Source organism: Gordonia sp. ABSL11-1, assembly GCF_030315685.1.
Classification (GTDB): Bacteria; Actinomycetota; Actinomycetes; order Mycobacteriales; family Mycobacteriaceae; genus Gordonia.
The window spans coordinates 62,998-82,703 of sequence record NZ_JASXSI010000012.1 but is presented as its reverse complement, the minus strand read 5'-3'; the positions used below and the strand labels follow the sequence as shown (position 1 = coordinate 82,703).

The window sequence follows — 19,706 nt, the reverse complement described above, 5'->3', positions numbered from 1 at the left end:
GGCGTCCACGACGCGAGCGGCGGGAGGCAGGGGGTTGGCACACCATCGGAGTTCCGACGGTCACACGGGGGCGCGTCGGCGAAGTGGGCCGCGCGGGGTCAGCCGTGGGCTGGTCGGATCGTTGCTGGCCATCGTCCTCGTCGCAGCACTCGTCGTGGTCTGGGCGCAACTCGGTGATCGGATCGATCGCCAGGGTGATCAGGCCGCAGGAAACTGTGTGGAGGGCAAGACCACCGTCCCGGTGATCGCCGATCCCGATGTGGCCGGCGCGCTGAGCACAATCGCCGAGAAGTATGCACAGACCGGGCCGGTGGTCCGTGATCATTGCGTCACGATCGCCGTTCGTCCGGGCGATGCGAAGATCACCCTGGACGGGATCGCATCCGGTACCTGGGATACCCGGTCCATGGGTCCGTATCCGGCCGCGTGGATTCCCCAGTCGTCGATCTGGGCGGACGACCTGACCACCGCCCGTCCCGCAGCCGTCGACGGCAGACCGACTTCGCTGGTCAGGTCCCCGGTCGTGTTGGCCACCGCCCCGCCGTTGGCCAAGGCCTTCGACGGTGAGCTCGATTGGCAGCAACTGCCGACTCTGCAGCGCCGCAACGGGAGCCTCTCCACCGTCGGCCTCGACGATTGGGGATCGCTGCGACTGGCGATGCCGACCGGCGCGCAATCCGATGCCACCGCACTGTCCGCTCAGGCCGTGGCGATGGGGGTCACCCGCACCAACGGGACGCTCACCGAGCAGGACGCGAGTTCGCCACGCGTGGCGTCGAGCATCGACGCCATGCAATCGGGTGCCCCGCAGTCACCTGACGGCACGCCGGTGGGGGCGGCTCGGTCGATCGCAGAGGCAGGCAACGCGGCGGCCTCGCCGATCCACGCGGTGGCGATCACCGAACAGGCGCTGTATCAGCTGACCCGGACCGACACCACCGCCCGCCTGACCGAGGTCGTTCCCGGCGGGCCGACGCCGATCGCCGACTATCCGATCATCCGGATGGCCGGATCGCAGGTCAGCCCCGAACAGACCGACGCGATCGCTGAGTTCTTCGAATTCGTCACCGACCCGGCACAATTGGCCACCCTCACCGCGCTCGGATTCCGCGCCGACGCGCCGATGCCCGCCCCGACGGCGACCGTCACCTTCCCGGTGACCGACGACCCGATGCCGACTCCGGAACCTGCGGCCACCGTGACCATCAACCGGCTCGTCTTCGGACCCGACAGCGGTCCACCCGCCCCGGTCACCTCGCCGCCCGCGACGGGCGCCACCAGCCCGGCGTCGGGTGGCTGACCTGTATCGAGGCGGCTGCCCATATCCGCCCGCGCCACTCGTCCCGGCCCAACTCGTCCCACCGCGTTGACCGTGCCCTGTATTTCGCCGACCGTGTCCAGAATTCCGCCGATCGTGCCCGGATTCGCGTCGCGGTCCAGAGACGTCGGCGGATGCGGGCACACTTGCCGACTTGCGCGACCCGATCGACGATGAGCCCGGACACGGTCGGCAGAATTCTGGACACGGTCGGCGCGATCCGGACCGGCTCGAAGGGGGCTGTCAGCTGCCGAATGCCTCGATCGGCGGACAGCTGCACACCAGATTCCGGTCACCGAAGGCATTGTCGATGCGCCGCACCGCCGGCCACACCTTGGTCCGGCCACCCGCCGACGGCAGGCCGAGGGGGTAGACCGCGATCTCCCGGCTGTACGGATGATCCCAGTCCCCGACGAGTGTCTCAGCGGTGTGCGGAGCGCCGCGCAGCGGATTGTCCTCGACCGGCCACTCCCCCGCGCCGACCCGGTCGATCTCCGCGCGGATCGCGATCATCGCATCGCAGAAGGCGTCGAGTTCGTCGAGGTTCTCGCTCTCGGTCGGCTCGACCATGAGCGTCCCGGCCACCGGGAAACTCATCGTCGGCGCGTGAAAACCATAGTCGGCCAGACGTTTTGCGACATCGTCGACGGTCATCTCGGTCGCCTTCGTCAGTGGTCGCAGATCCAGGATGCACTCGTGCGCCACGAAGCCGCCTTCGCCCGCGTAGAGCACCGGGAAGTGGTCGGCGAGGCGCCGGGCGATGTAGTTGGCCGACGCGATCGCGGTGAGTGTCGCGCGCCGCAGGCCGTCGGCACCCATCATCGCGATGTAGGCGTAGGTGATCGGCAGGATCGACGCCGACCCGTACGGGGCCGCCGACACCGTGCCGTCGGCCGGCAGATCGTCGGCCAGCGGGTGGCCCGGCAGGAACTCGGCGAGATGTGCACGCACGGCGACCGGACCGACGCCGGGTCCGCCCCCGCCGTGCGGGATGCAGAACGTCTTGTGCAGGTTGAGATGGCTGACATCCCCGCCGAAGCGCCCCGGGCGCGCCACGCCCACCAGCGCATTCAGATTGGCACCGTCGACATAGACCTGCCCGCCCGCGTCGTGGACGGCGGCACAGATGTCCTCGATGTCGTGCTCGAAGACCCCGTGCGTCGACGGATACGTGATCATGATGGCGGCCAACGCATCCCGATGCTTCTCGATCTTGGCCCGCAGGTCGTCGACGTCGACATCACCGTTCTCACGGCAGCGGACGACGACCACCCGCAGGCCGGCCATGACCGCCGACGCCGCGTTGGTGCCGTGGGCGCTGGAGGGGATCAGACACACATCACGTGCATCGTCGCCGCGGCTGAGGTGATAGCGCCGGATCGCCAGCAGTCCGGCGAACTCGCCCTGCGAGCCGGCGTTCGGCTGCATGCTGACCCGGTCGTATCCGGTGATGTCGACCAGCCAGCTCTCCAACGTCGCGATCAATTCGCGGATTCCTACGGTGTCCGACGCCGGCGCGAACGGATGGAGTCGGGCGAACCCGGGCCACGTGATCGGTTCCATCTCGGCAGTCGCGTTGAGCTTCATCGTGCACGACCCCAGCGGTATCATGCTGCGATCGAGGGCTATGTCCTTGTCCGACAGCGCACGCAGGTAGCGCAACATGGCCGTCTCGGTGCGGTACCGGTTGAACGCCGGATGCGTCAGGAAGTCGCTGTGCCTGTTCTCGATGGGCTGAGCGAACGATTGACGGCGAGCACCGGAGGCGCTGAACGCGCGCAGGACGGCGTCGATGTCGGCGTCGGTGGTCGTCTCGTCACAGGCGATGCCCACCGAATCGGCGTCGACCCGGCGGAGGTTGATGTTGCCGTCGCGTTTGGCGTGGGCGATCACGGTGTCCGCCCGACCCGGTGTGCGGACGACGACGGTGTCGAAGAACGACGCGTGGGCGACGGAGAATCCCGCCGTGCTCAGGCGGTCGGCGAGATGCGCCGCGTGTTCGTGGACGCGCCGTGCGATCGTCCGCAGTCCCTCGGCGCCGTGATACGACGCGAACATGGCGGCGACGACGGCGAGCAGGACCTGCGCCGTACAGATGTTGCTGGTGGCCTTCTCCCGGCGGATGTGCTGCTCACGGGTCTGCAGCGCGAGCCGATATGCGAGGTTGCCGTCGACGTCCTTGGACACGCCGACGAGCCGCCCGGGCAGCTGCCGCGCGTGCGCGGAATGAACGGCCAGATAGCCGGCGTGCGGCCCGCCGTATCCCATCGGGACACCGAATCGTTGGGTCGTGCCGAAGCAGACGTCTGCGCCCTGCTCGCCGGGCGGGGTGATCAGGGTCAGTGCCAGCAGATCGGCGCCGACCGACACGAGTGCACCACGCTCGTGCACGGCGTCGATGATCGGCGCCACGTCGAGCACGCGGCCGGATGCGCCCGGTACTTGCAGGATCGCGCCGAAGAAGTCACCGTCGGGCAGTCCACATCCGGGCAGTCCGGGGTGTAGGGACGCCTCGACGATCTCGATGCCGAGCGGCTCGGCGCGGGTCTCGAGCACTGCACGCGTCTGCGGGAAGAGATCGGCGTCGACGACGAGCCGCGGCGAGGTCGCCTTGCCGGCGCGACGCATCAGGGTCATCGCCTCGGCGGCCGCGGTCGCCTCGTCGAGCATCGATGCCCCCGACACCTCCATGCCCGTGAGGTCGGCGACCATCGTCTGGAAGTTGAGCAGTGCCTCGAGGCGGCCCTGGCTGATCTCGGGCTGGTACGGCGTGTACGCGGTGTACCAGGCCGGGTCCTCGAGGACGTTGCGCAGGATGACCCGCGGCGTGTACGTGTCGTGATAGCCGAGCCCGATCATCGATCGCGCGACCACGTTCCGTCCGGCGAGAGCGGCAAGCCGCTCGTGGATCGCATGTTCGTCCATCGCAGCCGGCAGCGCCTGGAGTCCGTTGTCTCCCGGCGCATCCGCGATGACGGCCGGAACAACCTGGGAGGCGAGGTCGTCGAGCGAGGCGACACCGAGCGTGTCGAGGATTCTGCGGGTCTCGTCGGCATCGGGACCGACGTGGCGGTCGACGAAGACGTCGCGCGCGGTGGATCCGGACACAGGAGTGGTGGGCATGACAGGTCTACCTCTCGGCGGTCTGCGGCCCTCCCCCTCTGTCATGCCCGGGTCCGCGAACGGACTCCGTGGGCGCCTGAGAGATTCGGCCGTCGACACCGGGCGTCGGGACCTTTCACCGTGGGCGGACCCGGGTCACCCCAGGTCTCTTTCCAGAGACGCCGTCAAACATCACGGTCCTGGGTGCCTGAGAGTTTGACGAGGAGGTGTTGCTCCTTCGGCGGCCACCTCGAACCCGAACGGTGACTCTCTCCCGCGACGCAGCGGCGTTCACCCAGTATACGGGTAGGGGAAGTCTCTGCAGCTCGACGCCCGCACTAGCCGGTGCGGCGGGTCCGGGTCTTGCGACGTGCGGCCAGTTCGTCCTCCGGAGCCGTCTCGGTCACGCCGCCGTCGGCGCGTTCGCCGGGGAAGTCCGCGATGGTCCCACTCAATTCGCGCATGGCCCCACTCACCGCGATACCGAAGACGCCCTGGCCACCCTGCAGGAGGTCGACGACCTCCTCGGCGGACGTGCATTCGTAGACGGTGGTGCCGTCGGAGAAGAGGGTGATGCGCGCGAGGTCTTCGACACCGCGCTGACGCAGATGATCGACGGCCACCCGGATGTTCTGCAACGAGATGCCGGTGTCGAGCAGCCGCTTGACGATCTTGAGGACCAGGATGTCCTTGAAGGAGTACAGCCGCTGGCTGCCGGATCCGGCAGCGCCACGGATGGACGGGACCACCAGCGACGTCCGTGCCCAGTAGTCGAGCTGACGGTAGGTGATGCCGGCGATCTGGCACGCACTCGGAACCCGATACCCGACCAGATCGTCGGGCACGGTGTCGTTCGGGAACAAGCCGGGTGCAATGTCGTCGAGACTGCCCTGGGTCGCGGTCTGTGGGCGCACGCCCTCGTCGCCTTGATCCGATGCCGTGTCCGTCGCTGACGTCACCTCGTCGTCGAACGGCTGATCGCCCACTGCAGACTCCCTCGCAACGCCTGGATCGACTCGACAGACACCGAAACCCCGAGCAGTCGTCTCGAGGACTGCTTCAACAGTACGCGCCTGACGGTCGATCGTTCTCCGTCCCCGCTGAAATCGGGCGACGTGTCGACGGTAGGTCGGCGGTGACCACCGATCAATGCGACGCGCGGTGAAACCTCGACCTCAACTTGAGATCGAGCAAACGGTGACCTCGCGGTGGCCGTTCCGTTACCGGACGCCACGCGATCGCAGCCGCGTCAGGCCCCGCCGCTCGCCTTGAAATCGTCCGGGGACACGTTGTCGAGGAACTCCTTGAACTTCTCGACCTCGTCCTCTTTCGTGTTCGACGACGTGCCCGGCTCCTCACCCTCCTCCTCGGGGATGAGCAGACCGGCGTCGGTCAGCACGGTCTCGTCGGCGATGATCGGGACGCCGGCGCGCATGGCGACGGCGATGGAATCCGACGGCCGCGCCGACACACGGAGATCGTCACCGAAGACCATCTCCGCGTAGAACGTGCCCTCCTGCATGTCGACGATCCGGACCTCCTGCAAGGTCTGTCCGAACTCGGCGATGAGGTTCACGATCAGATCGTGAGTCAGGGGACGTGGGGGTTCGATCCCCTTCTGCTGCAGCGCGATCGACGCCGCCTCGCTCTGGCCGATCCAGATCGGGAGATAGCGTTCACCGTCGATCTCCCGGAGCAGTAGCACCGGCTGACTCTGCGGCGGCTCGACCCGAATGCCCACGACTCGCATCTCGCCCATCTAGCACCCGCTTCCTTGATCTCCGGATGTCATCTCGACCCGATCGGTTCACCTGCTCGGCGCCGATGGTTCTCGTTGTCAACGACGCTACACCGCGCCGCAGCGGCGCGCGGCCGAGCGATGACCGATCAGTCCAGGACCCCGCGGACCGCCGCCTTGACCAACTGGGTGTGCAGCGTGACCGACAAAGCGGCGATCTCCCGGACCAATTCCTCGGCCCGGTCACGCGCCCCGGTCCCCTTGCCCTTGGCGATCGGGTTGGCGATCTGGGCGACCAGCCCGGCCTCGCGGTCGGCGGACACCTTGAACGCCCGCAGATGACGCGTCTCGAGTCCGTAGTTCGCGAGCGCCGCAGCGGCTTCGACGAGTCGTACCGCGTCCTCGTCGAAGAAGCCCGCCGGCCCCGGGGTCAGCAGACCGTTGCGCTGCAACTCGGTGACGAACGCGGAGTCGACGCCGGTCCGGTCCATGAGGGTCTCGCGCGAGACGCGTCCGGCGCGCGTCCCGAAGTCGGTGGCCGGGGCCACCGTGCCGCGCGCCGACGACAGCAGTCGCGTGCCGCCGGTACCGGCCCCACCCTCGCCACGATCGATGGCCTCGAGTTGTTCCTTGATGACCTTCAGCGGCAGATACCGATCACGCTGAGCGGTGAGCACGAAGCGCAGACGTTCACAGTCCTTGGTGCTGAACCGCCGGTATCCCGACGGCGCCCGCTCCGGCGTGACCAGGCCCTCGGACTCCAGAAATCGGATCTTCGAGATCGTGACATCCGGAAAATCTTCGCGCAGCAACGCGAGAACGGAGCCGATCGACATCGACCCCTCGCCGCGTTGACCTGCCGACGATGCCGTCACGGGGTCAGGCGCCCGCTTGGCCGTCGCGCGGTCCACTCAGGAAGACCAGGCGGAACTTGCCGATCTGGACTTCGTCTCCGTTGCTCAGCTGCGCGGTGTCGACCGGTTCACGGTTCACGTAGGTGCCGTTCAGGCTGCCCACGTCGACGACCTGGAACTCGTTGTCGCCGAGCCGGAATTCGGCATGACGACGACTGACGGTCACATCGTCGAGGAAGATGTCGCTGTCCGGATGCCGACCGGCCGACGTCGTCGGCTGATCCAGCAGGAAGCGCGATCCCGCGTTGGGACCCCGCTTCACGACAAGCAGCGCCGTGCCGGGCGAGAGCCTCTCCACCCCGGTGTCGGCGGGTTCACTCGAGGCGGCCGCGCCGGAATCGAGTTCGGAGATGAACTCCTCCCGGAAAACCGAGGTGGTCTCCACCGGTGCCTCAAGATCCTTGTCGTTTTCGCTCACCACTTCTCCTTCGTCTGTCTCGGTGCCCGTCGGTCTCGGCCCTGTTCCTGCCGGCCCCGACGGACACGCGACCCGCGTGACCGCGCTTGGTGATGCCGGTACTCCATGCCGTCCTCGGACACTGCTCCCTCGGACATCCGGTCCGGCCGACGATCGTCGGATTCCGAACCGGTTCTGCTGTGAGCAACCGTACCGTGTCATGGCCGTCGGACGGGTGGTCGCGTCGATCAGGACACCGCCGATCATAGTCGGAGCGCCTGCCGCGACCGCCGCCAACGGGTCGGTGTTGTCGGCTTGTTACTCCCCGGTCGGGATTCCGGGGTGGTCGGCACCGATCAGCCGTCGGTCACCGCCTGATATCCGGCTGCGTCGAGTGTCTCCCCGAGGGCCACATCGAGGGCCGACTCGTCGGCGACCGAGATCACCACGAGCCATCCTTCGCCGTACGGGTCGGAGTTCACCAGCTCCGGGGCGGACTCGAGGTCTGTGTTGACCTCCGCCACCGTCCCGTCGAGCGGACCGAAGATGTCGGACACGCTCTTGGTCGACTCGACCTCGGCGAACGATTCCCCCGTCACCACCGCGTCCTCGACAGCCGGTAGCTGGACGAACACCACGTCGCCGAGTGCGTCCTGCGCGAAGTCGGTGATGCCCACCCGCACCGTCGTCGGGCTCAGCCGTTCGACCCACTCGTGTTCGGCCGTATAGCGCAGGGCTGCGGGCACATTGGTCTCGGTCACTGTCGCGCCTTTCTCATTCTGCGGACGACTCTACGGCGACTTTAGGGTACGTTGCCGACGGCCTTGTGCGGTGGCATCCGCCGCAGCACCAGCACCGTCTGGTAGGCGTACAGGACGAACGACCACAGATACAGTGCGACACCCCAGATCATGAACGCCCAGCCGATCGGATAACAGATCATCCCGACCACCGAATCGAGCTGTCCGGCAAGGAGCCACGGAAACGCGCTCATCAGCGCGAACGTCGCGGCCTTGCCGATGTACAGCGTAGGCAGGGCGAGGAGTCCACGCGATCGCAGCGCCGGACCGGTGGCGAACAATGCCAGATCCCGGCAGATGATCACCGCGATCAGCCACCACGGCACGAATTCCCGGATCCCGAAGGCGATCGGAATGATCACGATGTAGAGCCGATCCGCCGCCGGATCGAGCAACGCCCCGATTCGCGACGACTGGTCGAGCCAGCGGGCGATCTTGCCGTCCGCCCAGTCCGAGAAGCCGGAGAACATCAGGATCGCGAAGGCCCAGCCGTCTGCCTCCCGGACCAACAGGAGCCACACGAACACCGGGATCAGCGCCAGCCGCAGCACACTCAGCGCGTTCGGCACGGTGAGGAAGCGATCGGGAGCGTCGGCGGCCGACAAACCGGAATCGTGTCCGGAATCGTCTGCGGTCGAGGATCGCTCGTCGGAGGTCACCGGTCGTTGCCGATCAGACGAAAGGGGCCGATCATCCGAACAGGCCGATCACCGGAAGATGCCGATCACCGGAAGATGCCGATGATGCCCTGCAGGGTCTTCGCCCCGCCCGATGCGAAGAGGTTGTCATGGACCATGTAGGTCCAGGTGGTCGTCGACCGGTGCAGGTCGGCGGCACCGAGATCGACACCGTCGGCGGTGATCGTCGCCTCACGGAACGTCGTGCGCGCGTTCGCGAACGCCTCGGTCGGCAGCGTCGAGAACTCATCCAGGATCAGCTTGTGGAACTCGTCGAGCGGGCTCTCCTTGCCCAGCGACCGCAGGTGGATGCTGGCGCGGACATCGGAGACGAAGGCGAGATGGTCCGCCCACGCACGGTCCAGATGGAACAGGACTATCTCGCGGGCCGCCTGGGCAAGCACCTTCTCATCCACCGGTTCGACCGGGCAATCCTGCCCGGTCGCATCGACTTCCGACAGTGCGGGTCCGGTCTCGGCGGAGGCCTCCGCCTCGGCTTTCCGCGCCTCGTCGGTCTGCGTCTCGTCGGTCTGCGTCTCGTCCGTGTCCGCAGCCTTGTCGGTCGCGGCCTCATCGGTCGCGGGCTTCGCCGCCCCGGTCAGTTCGGCGTAGCGATCTGGCTCGGCTTCCTTGAGCTCGTCGAGGGCCGTGTCGGTCGTCAGGATCTCCATGCGGCGGGCGACGACGATGTCGCGCTGCTGGTTGACCAGCTTGTTGTATCGCCAGGTGTTCGCGTGGAGTTCCAGCATGACCCCCTCGGCGACGCGCTGGGCCTGTTCGATCAGGTCGATGCCCTTGGCGCCCATCGAGCCGTCCTCGGACTGAGAGACCGGATCCCGCTTGAACGCGAGGTTCTTGGTGACGACGGGGTCCTCGAGACTGGAGAAGAACACGGACCGTCCCGGATCACCCTGTCGTCCCGCGCGCCCGCGCAGCTGGCTGTCGAGGCGCTCGGTGTCGTGTCGCCCCGTCCCGATGACACACAGTCCGCCGAGCTCGACGACCTCCTCCCGCGCCTTCTCGTCCTCCCCGGAGCCACCGAGCCGGATGTCGGTACCGCGACCGGCCATCTGCGTCGAGACCGTCACCGCCCGGAGTGCGCCTGCCTCGGCGATGATCTTGGCCTCCTCGGCGTCGTTCTTCGCGTTGAGCACGACACAGCTCACACCCGCCTTGTCGAGGAAGTACGCGAGCTCCTCGGACTCGGCGACGTCGTGCGTGCCGATCAGGATGGGCTGACCGGTCTCGTGCACCTCGGCGACGTAGGCGACGATCGCCTCGACCTTGTTGGCCTTGCTGTCGTAGACGCGGTCGGGCTCGTCGACGCGGACGTTGGGTGTGTTCGGCGGGATCTGCGACACCAGCAGGTCGTAGAACTGACGGAACTGTTCGCCCGCGGCCAGGGCCGTTCCGGTCATCCCGCACACGGTGGGATAGCGGCCGAGCAGCGCCTGCACGGTGACCGTGTCGATCATCTCGCCCGAATCCGTCTGACTGAGACCCTCTTTGATCTCCACCGCAGCCTGGACACCGTCGGGCCACCGCTGCAGCTGGGCGACACGGCCGCGGGACGCGTTGATCAGGTGGACGCCGCCGTCGCGGACGATGTAGTGGATGTCGCGCTCGAGCAGGTACTGCGCGTGCATCGCGACATTGACGTGGACGAGTGTCGTCCCGACGTGCTCCTCGTCGTAGAGGTTGATGCCTCCGAGCTCGTCCTCGACGAACGCCGCCCCCTCCTCGGTGAGAGTGACGTTGCGGCCGTCGGTGTCGATCTCGTAGTGCTTGTTCTTCATCCGGGCGACGACGTCGTGGATCTTCTGGTCGGGCACGACGGCCTCGGTCGACCCGGCCAGCACGAGTGGGACGAGGGCCTCGTCGACGAGGACCGAGTCCGCCTCGTCGATGATTGCCACATCGGGTTTCGGTGAGACGAGATCGTCGGTCGACAGCGCCAACTGATCGCGGAGCACGTCGAACCCGATCTCGTTGACCGAGCCATAGGTGACATCGGCGGCGTACGCGGCCTTGCGTTGTTCGCGGTCGGAGTTCTCCGACACGGCCTTCGACACGATCCCGAACGCGGTGAACAGCGGGGCCATCCACTCCGCGTCACGCGTGGCCAGGTAGTCGTTCACAGAGATGACGTGGACCCGGTGGCCCTGCAGCACGTGTCCGACCGCAGCGATCGCACCGGCGAGCGTCTTGCCCTCACCGGTGGCCATCTCCACGACGTCGCCCTCGAGCAGGCGCAGCGCCCCCTGCAACTGGACGTCGAAGGGCCGCAACCCCAGTGTCCGGTCGGAGGCTTCCCGCACGAGCGCGAGGAATCGTGCGCGATCGTGCTTGTTCGATGCGATCTCGAGCTTCTCTGCCTCACCGGCGAACGCGTCGTCGTCGAGCTTCTCCGCCCACGCGGTGTGGGCGTCCGCATCCTTGATCAGCGACACGGACTTCGACTGATTACGCGTCGACTGGGAACCCAGAAGTCGCCACATGCTGTTCGTCAGCTTTCCCACCGAAACACTTCTCCTGACTCGCGCCTGTCGGGCATGTGTACTGGACGGGGCGTCGCCCCCGCGGCCACGGCATGCGACCCGGTCCCACCTGCTGCGACCGGCCCGATCCGACCGCGGGTGCCCCGAGGTCGCCGTCCACGGTACGCGGTGGGTCATCGGGTGCCGCACCGATCCACGACGACCGTCGCACACGACTACCCGGGTCGCCGTGGCGACCCTATGATCATCCCACTGCGATCGGGCAGCGGCCGTGGCCGCTCGGGAGGGGCTACCAGCATGCATCGGACCGCCGGGAACCGAGCAGTCAGGCGCGTGGTCCGCGCAGGCGTGGCCGGTGTGATGGTCGCCGCCGGGGTCGGCCTCGGAGCCTTCAATGCCTGGTGGGTCGCCCTGGTGATCGGGGTTCCACTCATCGTGGTGGGCATCGCCGTGCTGCCGCGGCCCTCACGGGTCTCCGAGCTGCCCGAGTTCCGCCGGGGTACGAGCACCAGCGCTGTGCCGATCGAGGTCGAGGCCATCACCCGCAGCAGCCTGGCCGCCGGCGAGATGCAGCCGACCATGCTGACCGCGACCATCCGTCCACCTGACGACACCGCCTACCGCGGTCGTTGGATCTCGTCGATGAGCCGTAGCCATTTCCACAGCGTCGTCGACCGTCCGTTCACGACGGTTCCCGGCGAAGCACTCCCGGACCGTGCCCCGGCGAGGACACCGGAGTTCGGGGACCAGCCCGGGCGATGGGCGATCGCCTATCCTGCGGCAGCGGTCGTCGCCGCGGGCGTGGTACTCCTCGGAGTGCCCGGCTCGGCCTGGGACATCGACGTGTCGATGCCGTCGGTGTCGGGGATGTCCGGCGGTGGTGGGGAGTCCGGATCCGATGACGCGACGGCCGGTCTCGACGACCGGAAGCGCACAGCACTCGACCAGATCGCGCGACTCGGCCCGACCGCGTCGTCGAACATCCTGTCCATCGACCTCGACGAGGACGACACCACGCGCGCGGAGGTCTACGACCCCGCCACCGGCGAAGCGATCACCCTGTCGAACTACAGCGGACGCGGCTGGGACGAACCACGGCGCGGCACGACCACCAAACGACGGCCGGACACCTTCCGTGCCGACGAGATCGCCGCCACCGACCTGGGCGCGTTGACCTCCACGATGGACTCGCGGCTCCGAGCGATCCGGCCCGGACTCCGATACGCCGACATGACAATTCATCGGCCGGTTCGCGGCGAACCGGTGCTGCTGGTCGGGGAGTTCGGTGCGGACAGCACACCCGACGTCGAGATCCAGGGCCGCCCGGACGGGCAGGTCGCGGAGTTCTTCGATCCCGGTGATCTCACCACGTCGTTCCGGCTCGCCCGGGACGCGTTCACCGGAGCCGGCCTGGCCACCGATCAGCCGAACCTGCGGCGCTTCGAGATCCGCGGGACCGCCGACAACACGTCCATCATGTATGCGGGACAGATCCAGAACAGCGGTGGTGTGCTGATGGAATTCACGTCGCCGGTCCGCCACGGCACGCTCACTGTCGTCCCCGGCGAGTTCCCCGCATTGTCCGATTATCGCGGTCGCAGTTCGGCCGGCGACTTCAGCTTCGACCAGGTCAGACCGGGCGTGTTCGAGTCGGTGCGGACCCAGGCCATGACGCGTGGGGCGATCGAACCGTTCGACCGATCGGCGGTCGACATCGAGGCGACCTCGGTCTTCCAGCACGGCGGCGATCCCGTCATCAAGGTGGAATTGGCACGCGAATCAGCCTCCGCCGGTACCTATTCCATGTCCGGGCAGTTCCTGGAGAGCGGCTACTGACCGGGAGGGCCCATACGGCGACCTGACGGATGCACCCTAACGATCCGGTCGGCGTGGGGACGTCGGGGGGCGGGCCGCGATCGCGCGGCGTGTGGCGGCTTTCAGTTCGGCGACCGCGGGCTCGGGTGGATGCAGGCGACCCTGATCGGTGAGCGTGGTGACGATGTCGTGGACGCGCGTGTAGTAGCTGGCCTGTTCGGCAGGAATGGTGCTGCTCTGCGCATGTGCGAACAGTTTCAGCGCCATGTCCAGATCGTCCTGGTCGGCGGTCTCCAGGTAGGAGGTGCCCAGCCTGCGTCCGTCCTTCTCGCACGCGATCCACGCCCGCCGCAGCGCGAACACGGACTGCTGATAGGCGTCGGCGCGGGAACGCTCACGGGGACACGTGTCGGTCCGCAGCGCCATGGCCGTGTCGAGCGCGTCGTGGAAGACCTGGACGTGTGCGAGGGTCACGTCGGTGACGCCGGGGAACCGCAGCATCATGTCCGGCTGTAGTTCGTAGGTGCCGTAGTCGCGCAGGATCGAATCGTGCCGACGGGTGGCCTCCTCCCAGAGTCGCTGGGCCGCCTCGTCGCTACCGGCGTCCGCGACCCGCGGGGTCGACGACAGCGGCTCTTCGGACGGATCACCGCCACCGTCCGTGGTGGGGAGCGGACCGGGTGCGGTGTCGTCATCGGGCATCTCGTCGGCCGAGAGGTCGGCGTGTGGCTCCGGTTGCCGCCTCCGGGGTGCCGGCGCACGGGTGCGCAGTCGGCTGATCACCTCGGCAGCTGCCGGGTCGCTCTCCACGACCCCGATCCGCCAGCGGACCGGGGTGGCGTCCGCCGACTCCGCAGCGGGATCGAATTCCACGGTGAGTGTGCGCACTCCCTTGATCGTCAGGTCCCGCGGCACCGATCCTGCCGCCCCGGTCACCTCGGCCATCGAGCCCAACGAGACCGATCGCAGGCCGGCGAGCGGGTGACTGTCGATGCTCCGTCCTTCGTCACCGAGGTAAACGGTGTCCGAGTCGACGGTGAGCAGGGCCGCGCCTCGTCGTCCGAGCCGCCCGAACGCCGTCGCGGCGAGACACAGGAGGAGCAGCACCGCCACCACCGTCGCGGTGACGCCGCCGGGCAACCCGGCGGCGTTGCACACGACCAGTGCGACAAGCCCGGCGACCATGCACACCGAGGCCACGCGCGCCGCGACGATGTGACGCCGCCCGAGGTATTCGGTGCGACTGGTCACCGCGACCGTCGACAGTTGTGTCTCCGTCATCGTTCACCGCCCGTTCCGCCGGCTCGGCTACCGTGGGTCCATGTCCTTCACCGGCGGAGAAGCGACCACGTACCGCACTGATCATGTCATCCCGCGACACCGGATGAGATGGCTCAGCGGGTCGCCGAGCGTTCGGATCCTCCTCGGCGTCGCGACCCTGGTCGTCGCCGCGCTCACGACGACCGGACCCGGTCTCTCCGCGGCGGCCCCGGCTCCGATCCCCCCGGCACCCATCCGGCCGGCCCCGGCACCACCTCCCACGGAACCGGGCGGACTGTCCCCGCTCCTGGCGGACACGACCTTCACCTCGGTCGGCGTCGTCGGCGGCGCGATCCCCGGTGGCGGCCCGCTGACCGTCACTTTCGGCCGTGATCAACGCGTCGGCCTCGACGCCGGATGCAATCAGCACGGCGGCCGCGCGACGACCGTCGGCGACCGACTGCGGATCGGGTCGCTCATTTCGACGATGATGGCCTGTCCGTCACCACGTTCGGGCGCCGACCGGTGGCTGGCCCGGTTCGCCTCGGAGCCGCTCACCTGGCACCGGGTGGGTCCGGTCCTGGCCCTGTCCAGTCCCCGGCAGACGGTGATCCTCACCGAGCGCACCCCGATGCGCTGACCTCCTCGGCGCCGCCGGACATCACCTGCCTTCGACCTGCCTGTCCGCGAAAGGATCCCATGCCCGCGAACTCACCTGCCGTCGTCACCGTCACCGGCGCGGCCGGTCACATCGGATATGCCGCGTTGTTCCGCATCGCCGCGGGCGCCATGCTCGGACACGACCGGCCGGTGCGGTTGCGTCTTCTCGAACTCCCGCAGGCCGTGTCCGCCGCCGTGGGCACCGCCATGGAGCTCGACGACGGAGCGTTCGAGCAACTCACCTCGGTGGACATCTTCGACGATGCCCGCGCCGCATTCGACGGCACCGACTTCGCGCTGCTGATCGGCTCGCGGCCCCGCAGCAAGGGCATGGAAAGGGCCGACCTGCTGCAGGCCAATGCGGCGATCTTCGCCGAGCAGGGGGCAATTCTGAACGATGTTGCGGGAGGGGAACTCCGGGTGATCGTGGTCGGCAATCCGGCCAACACGAACGCGGCGATAGCCGCCGCCCACGCCCCCGACATCCCTCGGGACCGGTTCACCGCACTCACGCGCCTCGACCACAATCGCGCGATCGCCCAACTGGCCCACCGGGCACACCGACCGGCACGCGACATCAGCCGGGTGTCGGTGTGGGGCAATCACTCCGCATCTCAGTACCCCGACATCTTCCACGCCGTCGTCGGCGATCTCCCCGGCGCGCACTTCGCCGACGACCGCGCCTGGCTGGTCGACGACTTCATCCCCACCGTCGCCACGCGCGGCACCGCGATCATCGAGGCGCGGGGGGCGTCGTCGGCGGCCTCGGCCGCGAGCGCCACGATCGACCACATCCACGACTGGGTGCTCGGCACCCCCGACGGCGACTGGACGTCGGCGGCGATGCCGTCGCCCGGCGTGTACGGAGTCCCCGAGGGGCTGGTCAGTTCCTTCCCGGTCCGGTCGGTCGACGGCCGGTGGCAGATCGTCGAGGGGCTGGAGATCAACGAGTTCTCCCGCCTCCGCATCGACGCATCCGTCGCCGAAGTCGCCGACGAGATCGCCGCCGTCCGCGACCTCCTGCCCACCTGACCCGGGGTGGACCTGACTCGCCGCGTCTGACCCCACCCGGTCACGGAGAACCGTAAGCTCTGTCCATGTCGAAGAAGTCGAAGGGCGGCGACGGTCCGCAGAAGATCCCCAACAAGGTCTACGAGGCGGAACTCTTCCGCCTCCAGACCGAGTTGGTGAAGCTTCAGGAGTGGGTACGCACGACGGGTGCCCGGGTGGTGGTGATCTTCGAGGGTCGGGACGCCGCCGGCAAGGGCGGCACGATCAAGCGGATCACCGAATATCTCAGCCCCCGGGTCAGCCGCGTGGCCGCGCTGCCCGCGCCGACCGACCGCGAGCGCGGTCAGTGGTACTACCAGCGCTACGTCGCGCAGTTACCGGCGCCGGGCGAGATAGTGCTGTTCGACCGGTCCTGGTACAACCGGGCCGGGGTCGAAAAGGTCATGGGGTTCTGCACGCCCGCCGAGCACACCCGGTTCCTCCGGCAGACACCGATCTTCGAGCAGATGCTCATCGACGACGGCATCCTGCTGCGCAAGTACTGGTTCTCGGTGTCAGATGACGAGCAGCTCAAGCGATTCCGCTCTCGCATGAAAGACCCGGTGCGCCAGTGGAAGCTCAGTCCGATGGACCTCGAAGCGGTGTACCGGTGGGAAGACTACTCCCGGGCCAAGGACGAGATGATGGTGCACACCGACACCGCGACGAGCCCGTGGTATGTCGTCGAGTCGGACATCAAGAAACACGCGCGGCTGAACATGATCTCGCACTTGCTGTCGACCATCCCCTACGAGGATGTCCCACGACCCAAGGTCGATCTCCCGAAGAAGCCGATCGACTCCGGGAACTACCGCCGGCCACCCCGTTCCCTGTCGAAATACGTCCCCGATCACGTGGCGGCACTCACCGGCGGTGACCACTGAGGCCACCGGAGACCTCCAGGTTCGGTCGGTAACATCCCGTGGGTGAAGGTGCCCCGTCGTCTCCCCTCGTTGCGCCGTCGTCGTCGCGGCGTGGGCGACGACGAGGTCGTCTACCTGATCGCACCGTCGGGCCATCCGAACTACGGTGACGAACTGATCGCCCGGGCATGGCTGCAGCATCTCGCCCGGACCCGGCCCGACGCCACCGTCATTCTCGACAGCCACACCGCAGGCCAGGCAGGCCTGTTGCTGCACGGCATCCATCCGCATGCGGTGTTCGTCGACACGTTGTGGCAGCTGACGCACTACGCGTCCGACACGACGCGCGCCGACGGTCCCGACCCTGCAGAGCCGTGGACCTGGGTCGCGCGAGCGGCCACCGAACTGGGCCTTGCGCCGCGGCTGGCCGAAGGCGTGGACGCCTTCCTCAACGCCTCCTCGGTCCACCTTCTCGGCGGTGGCTACGTCAATCAGGTCTGGCCGCACCATGTCTCACTCGTCGTCGCAGCTGCCGAGCTGGTCCGCACGACCGGCGTGACCGCGTTCGCCAGCGGCCAGGGCCTGATTCCCCGGGTCGACGGCCCGGCGTGGTCGGCTCTGCGGGACGCAGCGGCGGCATTCACGGTGTTCGACGTCCGCGACGAGGCGTCGTCGTTCGCGCTGTCGGGTGTCGGGTCCAGGAGGCATACAGGTGACGACGCCTGGCTCGCGTTGGATCGGCCGGCCGGACCCGGCGGGCTCCCGGACCCGTCCCCGACCACGCGAGACGGGGTCACGCTCTGCCTGCAGTCCGACCTCACCGACGACTTCACCGCGCACGGGATGACCGGGCCGGACGCACTGGCGCGCGTCGTCGAGGACATCCTCGACGCCTGGCAGGTGCCCGGTTCCGCGGTCACCGTCGTCGAGGGCATCCCCGGCGGAGATCTCGACATCCCGAGCCGCCTCGGCGACCGACTCGAGGGAGCGACGATCGTCCCCTTCATCGACATCTGGCGATCCGGGCTGCCCGTCGGGCGGGGAGACACCTGGATCAGCACCCGATTCCATCCGCACCTCGTGGCCGCCGCGGCAGGCGATTCCGGGGTCGCGATCATCCCCCGGCCCGACTATTACGCCACCAAACACCGCTCGCTGGCCGCCGCCGGTTCTCGCTGGACCATCATCGACGACCCGGACGTGGTTCCCGCGCGTCCCACCGCCGGTGGCTTCTCCGCCGACGACCGCGACCGTGCGGTGGCGGCGAAACGGGTGCTCGCCCATCGCCTCTACCCACGCCGACGGCGCTGACCGTCCGCCGACGACCCGCGGACGGGTAGGGTGGTGACACGATGTGGATCGGTTTCGCAGAACTGGACTACCTCCTCGGTGATGTCCATTCGCTCAAGCACAAGCGGTCGATCGTGCGGCCCATCATCGCCGAGATCCGCCACCGGTACTCCGTGTCGGCGGCCGAGGTCGATCACCTCGACGCACACCGACGCACCGTCATCGGCGTGAGCGTGGTGGCCGCCGACCGCACCCATGTGACCGACGTCCTCGATGCCGTGGAACGTCTCGCCGCCGGAAGGCCCGAGGTCGAACTGCTCTCGGTCCGTCGACGCATTCTGACGTCGACCGACGTCTGAGGACATCTCACGCGATGATCCCAGCGGTCCGGGCAGCGGCGGCGTACGCGGTCGCAAGCGAGTCGACCGTCTCGTGGGCGTTCAGCCCGCTCGGATTCGGCACCACCCAGACTGCTGCCCCGTCCCAGGTCTCCGGCTGCTGTCCGGCGACAGCGTCACGCCGGTCGAAACCCGTTCGGTAGGCGGTGATCCCGGCGATCGCGACAACCGTCGGAGCCACCGTGGCGATCGTGTCCCGCAGCCGTCGGGCACCCTCGCGCAACTCGTCCGCGGACAGCTCGGACGCCGCCACGGTGGCGCGGGCGACGACATTGGTGATGCCGATCCCCCTCGTGTACAACAGATCACGATCCTCGTCGGACATCCCCCGGGATGCGTCGATCACGCGGTCGACGATGCCGGCGCGATACAGAGCGGGATAGAACCGGTTGCCCGGACGCGCGAAGTGTGCGCCGACGGCAGCCGTCCACAGTCCGGGATTGATGCCGACGAACAACAGACGGCAGCCCGGTCCGACGAGATCGGGGACCTCCACATCACGGAAGGCGAGCAACTCGTCCCGGCTCGGAGTCATCGGCGAACCGGCTCAGACAGCCGCCGCATGCGCGCCGGACACACAGAACTCGTTGCCGTCCGGATCCGCCATCGTCACCCAGGCGAACCCGGACATCTCCTGCTCCGCGATCGTGGTGGCGCCGGCCGCCGTGAGCCGTCGCACCTCGGCCGCCGGATCGTCGGAGGTGAGGTCGAGATGAATCCGGTTCTTCCCCGGCGTCGGGTCGTCGACCTTTTGAAAGGACAGGACCGTTCCGGACGCCGTGGTCATCACGACGAAGAAGCCGTCGTTCTCGGCGACGACCCGCCCGTCGGTCTGCGCCGCCCACCATGTGCCGAGCCCGACCGGATCAGTGGTGTCAATGGTGATCATCGCGACCGAGGGACTCATGCAGGACACGTTAGTCGCC

The 19,706-nt window shown here is 68.1% G+C and carries 18 protein-coding genes and 1 riboswitch; of the genes, 7 read left to right on the top strand and 11 right to left on the bottom strand.

Annotated features, from left to right (window positions below; all coding sequences use genetic code 11):
• Positions 1–34: 34 nt before the first annotated feature.
• Positions 35–1,300, top strand: coding sequence for a type 2 periplasmic-binding domain-containing protein (locus tag QSJ19_RS14655; protein WP_286321408.1), 1,266 nt, complete (start codon positions 35–37; stop codon positions 1,298–1,300).
• Between the two features lie 261 nt (positions 1,301–1,561).
• On the opposite strand, the gene gcvP is transcribed toward QSJ19_RS14655, so the two are convergent.
• The 8 genes from gcvP to secA2 form a co-directional block, all read right to left on the bottom strand.
• On the bottom strand, positions 1,562–4,441 hold the full coding sequence (gene gcvP / locus QSJ19_RS14650) for an aminomethyl-transferring glycine dehydrogenase (protein WP_286321407.1): 2,880 nt from the start codon (positions 4,439–4,441) through the stop codon (positions 1,562–1,564).
• Between the two features lie 164 nt (positions 4,442–4,605).
• A riboswitch (glycine riboswitch) is annotated at positions 4,606–4,707 on the bottom strand.
• A 51-nt stretch (positions 4,708–4,758) separates the two neighbouring features.
• The gene (locus QSJ19_RS14645; RefSeq protein ID WP_286321406.1) at positions 4,759–5,406 is read right to left on the bottom strand and encodes a MerR family transcriptional regulator; all 648 of its coding nucleotides are present in this window, start codon (positions 5,404–5,406) and stop codon (positions 4,759–4,761) included.
• Between the two features lie 263 nt (positions 5,407–5,669).
• Positions 5,670–6,179, bottom strand: coding sequence for a bifunctional nuclease family protein (locus tag QSJ19_RS14640; protein ID WP_286321405.1), 510 nt, complete (start codon positions 6,177–6,179; stop codon positions 5,670–5,672).
• 128 nt (positions 6,180–6,307) lie between these two features.
• Positions 6,308–7,033, bottom strand: coding sequence for a transcriptional regulator FtsR (gene ftsR, locus QSJ19_RS14635; protein ID WP_502876186.1), 726 nt, complete (start codon positions 7,031–7,033; stop codon positions 6,308–6,310).
• Between the two features lie 4 nt (positions 7,034–7,037).
• Positions 7,038–7,493: a glycogen accumulation regulator GarA gene (garA, locus tag QSJ19_RS14630; protein WP_187582894.1), complete on the bottom strand. Its 456-nt coding sequence runs from the start codon at positions 7,491–7,493 to the stop codon at positions 7,038–7,040.
• Positions 7,494–7,825: 332 nt separating this feature from the next.
• Entirely contained in the window at positions 7,826–8,230 is a 405-nt protein-coding gene (gene gcvH / locus QSJ19_RS14625) for a glycine cleavage system protein GcvH (RefSeq protein WP_286321401.1), read from the bottom strand.
• A gap of 41 nt (positions 8,231–8,271) precedes the next feature.
• Positions 8,272–8,874 carry a CDP-alcohol phosphatidyltransferase family protein gene (locus tag QSJ19_RS14620; protein ID WP_286321541.1) on the bottom strand — a complete coding sequence of 201 codons (603 nt, stop codon included), beginning with the start codon at positions 8,872–8,874 and terminating at the stop codon, positions 8,272–8,274.
• 119 nt (positions 8,875–8,993) lie between these two features.
• Positions 8,994–11,465: an accessory Sec system translocase SecA2 gene (secA2, locus tag QSJ19_RS14615; protein WP_286321400.1), complete on the bottom strand. Its 2,472-nt coding sequence runs from the start codon at positions 11,463–11,465 to the stop codon at positions 8,994–8,996.
• A gap of 312 nt (positions 11,466–11,777) precedes the next feature.
• Here secA2 and QSJ19_RS14610 point away from each other — a divergent pair, with 312 nt between their 5' ends.
• Positions 11,778–13,280: a hypothetical protein gene (locus QSJ19_RS14610; protein ID WP_286321399.1), complete on the top strand. Its 1,503-nt coding sequence runs from the start codon at positions 11,778–11,780 to the stop codon at positions 13,278–13,280.
• A 36-nt stretch (positions 13,281–13,316) separates the two neighbouring features.
• Here the strand turns inward: QSJ19_RS14610 and QSJ19_RS14605 are convergent, their stop codons facing one another.
• The gene (locus QSJ19_RS14605) at positions 13,317–14,540 is read right to left on the bottom strand and encodes a hypothetical protein (protein ID WP_286321398.1); all 1,224 of its coding nucleotides are present in this window, start codon (positions 14,538–14,540) and stop codon (positions 13,317–13,319) included.
• 40 nt (positions 14,541–14,580) lie between these two features.
• Between QSJ19_RS14605 and QSJ19_RS14600 the strand changes: the two genes are divergently transcribed.
• The 5 genes from QSJ19_RS14600 to QSJ19_RS14580 all read left to right on the top strand — a co-directional run bounded on the left by QSJ19_RS14600 (position 14,581) and on the right by QSJ19_RS14580 (position 18,741).
• Positions 14,581–15,159: an META domain-containing protein gene (locus QSJ19_RS14600; protein WP_286321397.1), complete on the top strand. Its 579-nt coding sequence runs from the start codon at positions 14,581–14,583 to the stop codon at positions 15,157–15,159.
• Between the two features lie 59 nt (positions 15,160–15,218).
• Positions 15,219–16,211 (top strand): malate dehydrogenase, encoded by a 993-nt coding sequence (locus QSJ19_RS14595; protein ID WP_286321395.1) that lies wholly within the window; start codon positions 15,219–15,221, stop codon positions 16,209–16,211.
• 65 nt (positions 16,212–16,276) lie between these two features.
• The gene (ppk2, locus tag QSJ19_RS14590) at positions 16,277–17,113 is read left to right on the top strand and encodes a polyphosphate kinase 2 (RefSeq protein WP_187582908.1); all 837 of its coding nucleotides are present in this window, start codon (positions 16,277–16,279) and stop codon (positions 17,111–17,113) included.
• A 42-nt stretch (positions 17,114–17,155) separates the two neighbouring features.
• Positions 17,156–18,403, top strand: a complete 1,248-nt coding sequence (locus QSJ19_RS14585; protein ID WP_286321393.1) for a polysaccharide pyruvyl transferase family protein — start codon at positions 17,156–17,158, stop codon at positions 18,401–18,403.
• Positions 18,404–18,444: 41 nt separating this feature from the next.
• A complete protein-coding gene (locus tag QSJ19_RS14580) occupies positions 18,445–18,741 on the top strand; it encodes a DUF503 domain-containing protein (RefSeq protein ID WP_286321392.1) in 297 nt (98 codons plus the stop codon).
• 7 nt (positions 18,742–18,748) lie between these two features.
• Here QSJ19_RS14580 and QSJ19_RS14575 read toward each other — a convergent pair whose 3' ends face one another.
• Together QSJ19_RS14575 and QSJ19_RS14570 are read right to left on the bottom strand one after the other, a co-directional pair.
• The gene (locus QSJ19_RS14575) at positions 18,749–19,315 is read right to left on the bottom strand and encodes a mismatch-specific DNA-glycosylase (protein WP_286321391.1); all 567 of its coding nucleotides are present in this window, start codon (positions 19,313–19,315) and stop codon (positions 18,749–18,751) included.
• Positions 19,316–19,327: 12 nt separating this feature from the next.
• A complete protein-coding gene (locus QSJ19_RS14570; RefSeq protein WP_286321390.1) occupies positions 19,328–19,687 on the bottom strand; it encodes a VOC family protein in 360 nt (119 codons plus the stop codon).
• Positions 19,688–19,706: the final 19 nt, after the last annotated feature.